This window comes from Pseudomonas sp., assembly GCF_049590575.1.
In the GTDB taxonomy this organism is placed as follows: domain Bacteria; phylum Pseudomonadota; class Gammaproteobacteria; order Pseudomonadales; family Pseudomonadaceae; genus Aquipseudomonas.
This window is the reverse complement of record NZ_JBAWDE010000051.1, coordinates 1-6,642: the sequence shown is the minus strand read 5'-3', so window position 1 is coordinate 6,642 and position 6,642 is coordinate 1. Positions and strand designations below refer to the sequence as shown.

Sequence of the window (6,642 nt, the reverse complement as noted above, 5' to 3'; positions counted from 1 at the left end):
TTGCTGCTCGACACGCCCCGGCGCGCCGGTGCCAGTTGGCGCGGTTTGCTGCAAGAGGCGGCGCAGGCGGTGGGCGTGAGCGTGCGCCTGCGCAGCCATCAGCGTGAGCAGCAGCGCAAACAGGCGACCTCGCGCCACGGTGCCCTGGCCCGTGAGCTGCACGATTCGGTGGCGCAGCAACTCGGTTACTTGTCGTTCCAGGCCCATGGGCTGCAGTCGCAGTTGCGCGAGCCTGGATTGCAGGCGCTGTGCGGCGGCCTGAGCCAGTTGCAGCGCCAGGTGCGCGAGCTGATCACCAGCGCGCGCCTGACCATGGACGGGCGCTCGCTGCGCCAGGCGCTGGCTGATTCGGTGGCGGAGTTCTCGCGGCGTTGCATCATCGTGTTCGAACTGGACAACCGCTTGCCCGACGACGCCCTGAGCCCGGAAACCGAATTGCAGATCCTGCAGATCATTCGCGAAGCGCTGGCCAACGCGGTGCGTCATTCCCACGCGCGGCACGTGCGCATCGAACTGCGCCAGACCCAGGACGGCGAGGCCTCGGTGTCGGTGGAAGATGATGGCATCGGCCTGAGCCCGGCCTGCGGCGAGCACAACCATTTCGGCCTGGCGATCATCCGCGAGCGCGCCGCCAGCATCGGCGCGCAGCTGAGCATTGAAGCGATCCGCCCGCACGGGGTGCGCGTGCACCTCGGCCTGCGCCGCCACCACGACCAGCCACAGGGGAGTTTCGATGGACTGCACGACCTTATTACTGATCGATGATCACCCGTTGTTTCGCAAGGGCCTGGCGCAGTTGTTCGATGCCAGCGGCGACTTCGAAGTGGTGGGGCAGGCCGCCAGTGGCCGCGAAGGCATCAACCTGGCCGTGAGCCTGACGCCGCAACAGGTGCTGCTGGATTTGCACATGCCCGGCCTCAGCGGTTTGCAGGTGCTGGATGAGCTGCGCCAACTGCGCCTGGACTGCCAGGTGGTAGTGCTGACCGCTTCGATGGACCGCGCCGAATTGCTCACCGCCCTGCGCCTGGGCGCCAGCGGTTATGTGCTCAAGGAGACCGAGCCCGACGCGTTGCTGGCGTACATGCGCAACTGCCACAAGGGCGCGATTGTGCTGGACGCGAGCCTGATTGCGCTGCTCGCCGACCAGGTTGAGCCTGCGCCCCACAGCGAGGCTGCGGGCAACGACAACCTGACCGAGCGTGAAGGGCAGACGCTGGCATTGATCGCCGCCGGCATGAGCAACAAACAGATCGGCAGGGAGTTGGGGATCAGCGACGGCACGGTGAAAATCTACGTGCGCAGCCTGTTGCAAAAGCTCGGCCTGCATTCGCGGCTGGAGCTGGCGGCCTGGGTGCACAGCGGCACGTTGCTCAAACACGAGGAGCGCCATTAGATGAGGGACAGCCCCGACGCCCGTGTGGCCCCGCCGATTGACCTGATGGATTGCTTTCCCGCCGCCATGCTGCGCCTGCACGACAACGGCCAGATCGCCCATTTCAACCTGGCCTGGGCCGAGTTGATGGGGCAACCCGGCGCCGAGCGCAACCTGATCGACTACGTGCACCAGGAAGACCGTCCGTTATGGCGCCAGGCCTTGACCGAATTGCGCCGGCGCCCCGAGACCTCGTTCAACCAGCGCCTGCGCTTTGTGCACCCGAGCGGTGAGCTGCGCTGGTTCGAGATTGGCCTCAAGCGCGGCCCGCAGGGTTTCTATCTGGTGGCCGGGGATGTCAGCGCGCACAAACGCCGCGAAATTGCCTTGCAGGCCAGCCAGCGCAGCAGCATGAGTTTGCTCGACAGCATGCCGGGGCTGATCTATCGCGGCCGCAACAACCGCGACTGGACCATGGAATTTGTCAGCGCCGGCTGCTTGCAACTCACCGGCTACCCCGCCGAGCGGCTGGTGGATAACCATGAGTTCACCTACAACAGCCTGATCCTCGCCCAGGACGCCGATTACGTATGGCGCGAAGTGCAATACGCGCTGTCGCGGCATGAGCCGTTCGAACTCAATTACCAGATTCGCTGCGCCGACCAGTCGATCAAGCAGGTGTGGGAGAAGGGGGTGGGGATTTATGCCGATACCCGTGAGGTGCTGGGGATCGAGGGGGCGATTTTCGAGCGCAAGCGTTGACGAACAAACGCACTTCAAATGTGGGAGGGGGCAAGCCCCCTCCCACATGGGTGACTCAATGCGCGCCGGCCGCCTTGTTCAGATCACTCTCGGCCCACTCGGTATACACGCACGCATCCGCCGTGGCCCAGCGCACGCGCACCGGGTCGCCGGCTTTGAGCGGCATGCCGGCGGCGGACAACGCCTTGACCGTCATCGACGTGCCGCCGAGGGTTTTCACCGTGCAGGTCTGGCTTTCGCCGAGGAACAGCACTTCGCCCACCACCGCCGAGACCTCATTCCAGCCCGCCGCCAACGGTTGTTCGGCGGCCTGTTCGACGCTCAGTGCCAGGGCTTTTTCCGGGCGCACCATCAACAGCACATCCTGCTCGGTGTGCAGGCCGCCGGTCAGGCGGATCGACAGCGATTGGCCTTCGAACGCCGCCGCGGCATTGCCCTGGGCCTTGAGCTTGAGGAAGTTGGAGTTGCCGAGGAACGAGGCGACAAACGCGTTCGGCGGGTTCTGGTACAGGTCGAAACCGCTGCCCAGGCCGACGATCTTGCCGTGGCTGAAAATCGCGATGCGCTGGGACAGGCGCATGGCTTCTTCCTGGTCGTGGGTCACATAGACGATGGTGATGCCCAAGCGCCGGTGCAGCTGGCGCAGTTCGTCCTGCAGGTCTTCACGCAGTTTCTTGTCGAGGGCACCGAGGGGTTCGTCCATCAGCAGAATGCGTGGCTCGTACACCAGCGCGCGGGCGATGGCGACGCGCTGCTGCTGACCCCCTGAAAGCTGCGAAGGGCGGCGATGGGCGAACGGTTCCAGCTGCACCAGCTTGAGCATGGCGTCGACGCGCTTCTCGCGTTCGGCGCTGGCCAGTTTGCGAATCGCCAGGGGGAAGGCGATGTTGTCGCGCACCGACAAGTGCGGGAACAGCGAGTAGCGCTGGAACACCATACCGATGTCACGCTTGTGCGGCGGCACGTTGACCAGCGATTGGCCGCTCACCAGGATCTCGCCGCTGCTCGGCGTTTCAAAACCGGCGAGCATCGACAAGGTGGTGCTTTTGCCCGAGCCGCTGGAGCCGAGGAAGGTCAGGAATTCGCCGTCCTGGATGTCCAGCGAGATGTTGTCCACAGCGGCGAATTCGCCGTAGAACTTGTTCAGGTTGCGCAGGCTGACCAGGGGTTGGCCAGGGTTCTGCGCGGTCGCTTGGATGACTGCACTCATGTGTTTCTCCTGGGCGCTCAGGCGCGCATTTCTGTGCGCCGGCGAACGGCGGCGGCAATCACCATGACCAGTACCGAGAGGCCGATCAGCAATGTCGAGGCGACGGCGATCACAGGCGTCAGGTCCTGGCGCAGGGTGGTCCACATTTTTACGGGAAGGGTTTGCAGGGTCGGGCTGGCCATCATCACGCTGAGCACCACTTCGTCCCACGAGACCAGGAAAGCGAACAGCGCACCGGCGACCATCCCTGGGCGAATCGCCGGAAAGGTCACCTTGAACACCGCCTGCAGGCGCGAGGCACCGCAGATCACCGCCGCGTCTTCAATCGACTGGTCGAACAGCTTCAGCGAGTTGATGATCGAGATGATAGTGAACGGCAGCGCCACGATCACATGGCTGACCACAAACGCGAACATCGTGCCGGTGTAGCCGAGCTTGAGGAACAGCGCGTACACCGCCACGGCGATGATCACCAGCGGCACGATCATCGGCAGGGTAAACAGGCCGTAGAGCAGCTCGCGGCCGGGGAAACGCCCGCGCACCAGGGCGAATGCGGTAGGCAGGCCCAGCGCGACGGCGAACACGGTGGTCAGCACCGCCACCTTGAGGCTGGCCATGGCCGCGTTCATCCAGTCGGCGTTGGAGAAGAACTGGCCGTACCATTTCAGCGTCCAGCCGGGCGGCGGGAACACCAGCCATTGGGATGAGCCGAACGACAGCAGCACGATAAACACGATCGGCAACAGCAGGAACAGGCCAATCACGCCGGTGGTGGTGTAGAGGCCCAGGCGCATCCTGCGGCTCATGGCATTCGGGGTCAGGAGCATGACGGCTTACCTCGCGTTGCTGGCGCCAACCGGGGATTCCGGCTGAAGCTTCAGGTAGAAGTAGAACAGCACCAGCGTGATCAGGATCAGCAGCGCGGCGCCGGCACTGGCCAGGCCCCAATTGAGGAACGATTGCACCTGCTGGATGATGAACTCGGGCAGCATCATGTTTTGCGCACCGCCGAGCAGCGCCGGGGTGACGTAGTAACCGAGGGACATCACGAACACCATCAGGCCACCGGAAAACAACCCCGGCCGGCACAGTGGCAGGAACACCCGGAAGAAGTTGGTCCAGGGGCTGGCACCGCAGATCGAGCCGGCCTGCAGGATCATCGGGTCGATGGCCTGCATGGTCGCCTGCAACGGCAGCACGATGAACGGGATCATGATGTAGCTCATGCCGATCACCACGCCGGTCAGGTTGTGCACCATCTCCAGCGGCTGATCGATGATGCCCATCGCCATCAGCGCTTTGTTGATGACGCCGGAGGCTTGCAGCAATACCAGCCAGGAGTAGGTGCGGGCAAGCAGGCTGGTCCACATCGACAGCAGCACGATATTCAGCACCCAGCGCCCCCAGCCGCGTGGCACCAAGGTAATCACCCAAGCCAGCGGGAAGCCCAGCAACAGGCTGAACAGGGTTACCAGGCCGGCCACCGAAAAGGTATTGAGCAGCACCCGTGCATAGGCCGAGTTGGCGAACAATTGTTCATAGTTGCCAAGGCCCGGCTCCGGTTCCAGCACGCCGCGCAGCAACAGACCGATCAGCGGCGCCAGGAAGAACAGGCCGAGGAACAGCAGCGCCGGGATCAGGTTGCTCGACCCCCGCCAGCGCTGCGCCAGGGACGGCGATACGGCTTTACCGCAAGCCTTGCCGGCAGCGCCGAGGGCGCTCCCGGTCGGCGTGGTTGCCGTCATTTTCATTTGACTAGCCATTCATTCCACCGTGTCGCAATGGCCGGACCGTTCTTGGCCCAGTAGGCAAAATCGAGGGTGATCTGGTCCTTGGCATACGCCGTCGGCAGGTTGGGTGCCAGCACCGAGTCCAGGCGCTGCACACTGTCGATGTTCACCGGTGCATAGGCGGTCAGGTTGGAGAAATCGGCCTGGCCCTTGGCGCTGCTGGCATTGGCCAGGAACTTCATCGCGGCGGCTTTGTTCTTGCTGCCCTTGGGCACGACCAGGATGTCGGCCATCACCAGGTTCTGCTTCCAGCTTACGCCCACTGGCGCGCCGTCTTCCTGCAGGGCGTGAATGCGCCCGTTCCAGAACTGGCCCATGCTGACTTCGCCCGAGGCCAGCAGCTGTTGCGACTGCGCACCGCCGCCCCACCAGACGATGTCTTTTTTGATGGTGTCGAGTTTCTTGAAGGCGCGATCCAGGTCAAGCGGGTAGAGCTTGTCGGCGGGTACGCCGTCGGCCAGCAGCGCCAGTTCGAGCACGCCAGGGCTTGGCCATTTGTAGAGGGCGCGCTTGCCGGGGTAGGTTTTGGTGTCGAACAGGGCGGTCCAGTCCTGCGGCTTGCCGGCACCGAGCTTGCCTTCGTTGTAGCCGAGCACGAAGGAGAAGAAGAACGAGCCGACGCCATGGTCGGAGACAAATCGCGGGTCGATCTTGTCGCGCTGGATCACCGAGAAGTCCAGGGGTTCGAGCAGGCCTTCGGCGGCGGCGCGCAGGGCGAAGTCAGCCTCTACGTCCACCACGTCCCACTGCACGTTGCCGCTTTCGACCATGGCTTTGAGTTTGCCGTAGTCGGTGGGACCGTCCTGCACCACGGTGATCCCGCTGGCCTTGCTGAACGGGTCGGCCCAGGCCTGCTTTTGCGCATCCTGGGTGCTACCGCCCCAGCTCACGAAGTTGACGCTTTCGGCCGCCAGGGCCGCGTGGGTGGCCGTGGCCAATAAACCCGCGAACAGCATTGCGGTTGCACGTTTGTTCAACACCATTTTCACGCCCTCATTTGTTTTGTTATTGAGCGGGCTTGGTAATGCCCGCCTATCGGGAGCAGTAGGTCTATCGGGGCCTCTAGTCGAGGCCCCAAAAGGCGACCGTGCCAAGGGCTGTTATTGGTGCTATCCCTGGCGGGCGCACTTGGCGAAAGCGTTCGGTCTATGGAATATCATATTATGGTATTCCAAACTTTGTGCAAGCATTTTGCCTTACCGGTTATCTGTCATGCGGTGAAGGGAATGCTCTCGACCACCTCCAGGTCGTAGCCCGTCAGCCCGGCGTATTTCAGGGGCGGGCCGAGGTGACGCAGCTGGCCGACGCCCAGGTCCTGCAATATCTGCGCCCCGGTGCCGACTTCCGAATAAATCCGCGATTGCGAGCGGCTGAACTGGCGTGGCGTCTGGGTCAGCTGCGGCACGCGTTCGAGCAGCGCCTGGGACGATTCGTGGTTGGCCAGCACCACCACCACGCCGCTGCCTTCGGCGGCGACGCGTTGCAGGGCGGCCCACAAGGTCCAGTTG

7 protein-coding genes and 1 pseudogene are annotated in these 6,642 nt (G+C 63.8%); 3 read left to right on the top strand and 5 right to left on the bottom strand.

Annotated features, from left to right (window positions below):
• From WBR57_RS03765 to WBR57_RS03755, 3 genes are all read left to right on the top strand, one after another.
• The coding region (locus WBR57_RS03765) for an ATP-binding protein (RefSeq protein WP_424082242.1) at positions 1 to 765 on the top strand (765 nt) is incomplete at its 5' end.
• On the top strand, positions 734 to 1,393 hold the full coding sequence (locus WBR57_RS03760; protein ID WP_424082240.1) for a response regulator: 660 nt from the start codon (positions 734 to 736) through the stop codon (positions 1,391 to 1,393). The genes WBR57_RS03765 and WBR57_RS03760, both read left to right, overlap by 32 nt.
• Positions 1,394 to 2,134 (top strand): PAS domain-containing protein, encoded by a 741-nt coding sequence (locus tag WBR57_RS03755; RefSeq protein WP_424082238.1) that lies wholly within the window; start codon positions 1,394 to 1,396, stop codon positions 2,132 to 2,134. It abuts the gene before it with no gap.
• Between the two features lie 55 nt (positions 2,135 to 2,189).
• Here WBR57_RS03755 and WBR57_RS03750 read toward each other — a convergent pair whose 3' ends face one another.
• The 5 genes and pseudogenes from WBR57_RS03750 to WBR57_RS03730 form a co-directional block, all read right to left on the bottom strand.
• Complete coding sequence (locus WBR57_RS03750) at positions 2,190 to 3,344, bottom strand: ABC transporter ATP-binding protein (RefSeq protein WP_424082236.1); 1,155 nt, start codon at positions 3,342 to 3,344, stop codon at positions 2,190 to 2,192.
• A gap of 17 nt (positions 3,345 to 3,361) precedes the next feature.
• Positions 3,362 to 4,171, bottom strand: coding sequence for an ABC transporter permease (locus WBR57_RS03745; RefSeq protein WP_424082234.1), 810 nt, complete (start codon positions 4,169 to 4,171; stop codon positions 3,362 to 3,364).
• A gap of 6 nt (positions 4,172 to 4,177) precedes the next feature.
• The gene (locus tag WBR57_RS03740; protein ID WP_424082232.1) at positions 4,178 to 5,095 is read right to left on the bottom strand and encodes an ABC transporter permease; all 918 of its coding nucleotides are present in this window, start codon (positions 5,093 to 5,095) and stop codon (positions 4,178 to 4,180) included.
• Complete coding sequence (locus WBR57_RS03735; RefSeq protein ID WP_424082230.1) at positions 5,092 to 6,117, bottom strand: ABC transporter substrate-binding protein; 1,026 nt, start codon at positions 6,115 to 6,117, stop codon at positions 5,092 to 5,094. The genes WBR57_RS03740 and WBR57_RS03735 overlap by 4 nt, the downstream gene beginning before the upstream one ends.
• A gap of 227 nt (positions 6,118 to 6,344) precedes the next feature.
• Positions 6,345 to 6,642 (bottom strand): annotated as a pseudogene (locus tag WBR57_RS03730) (bifunctional 3,4-dihydroxy-2-butanone-4-phosphate synthase/GTP cyclohydrolase II); the annotation flags it as partial.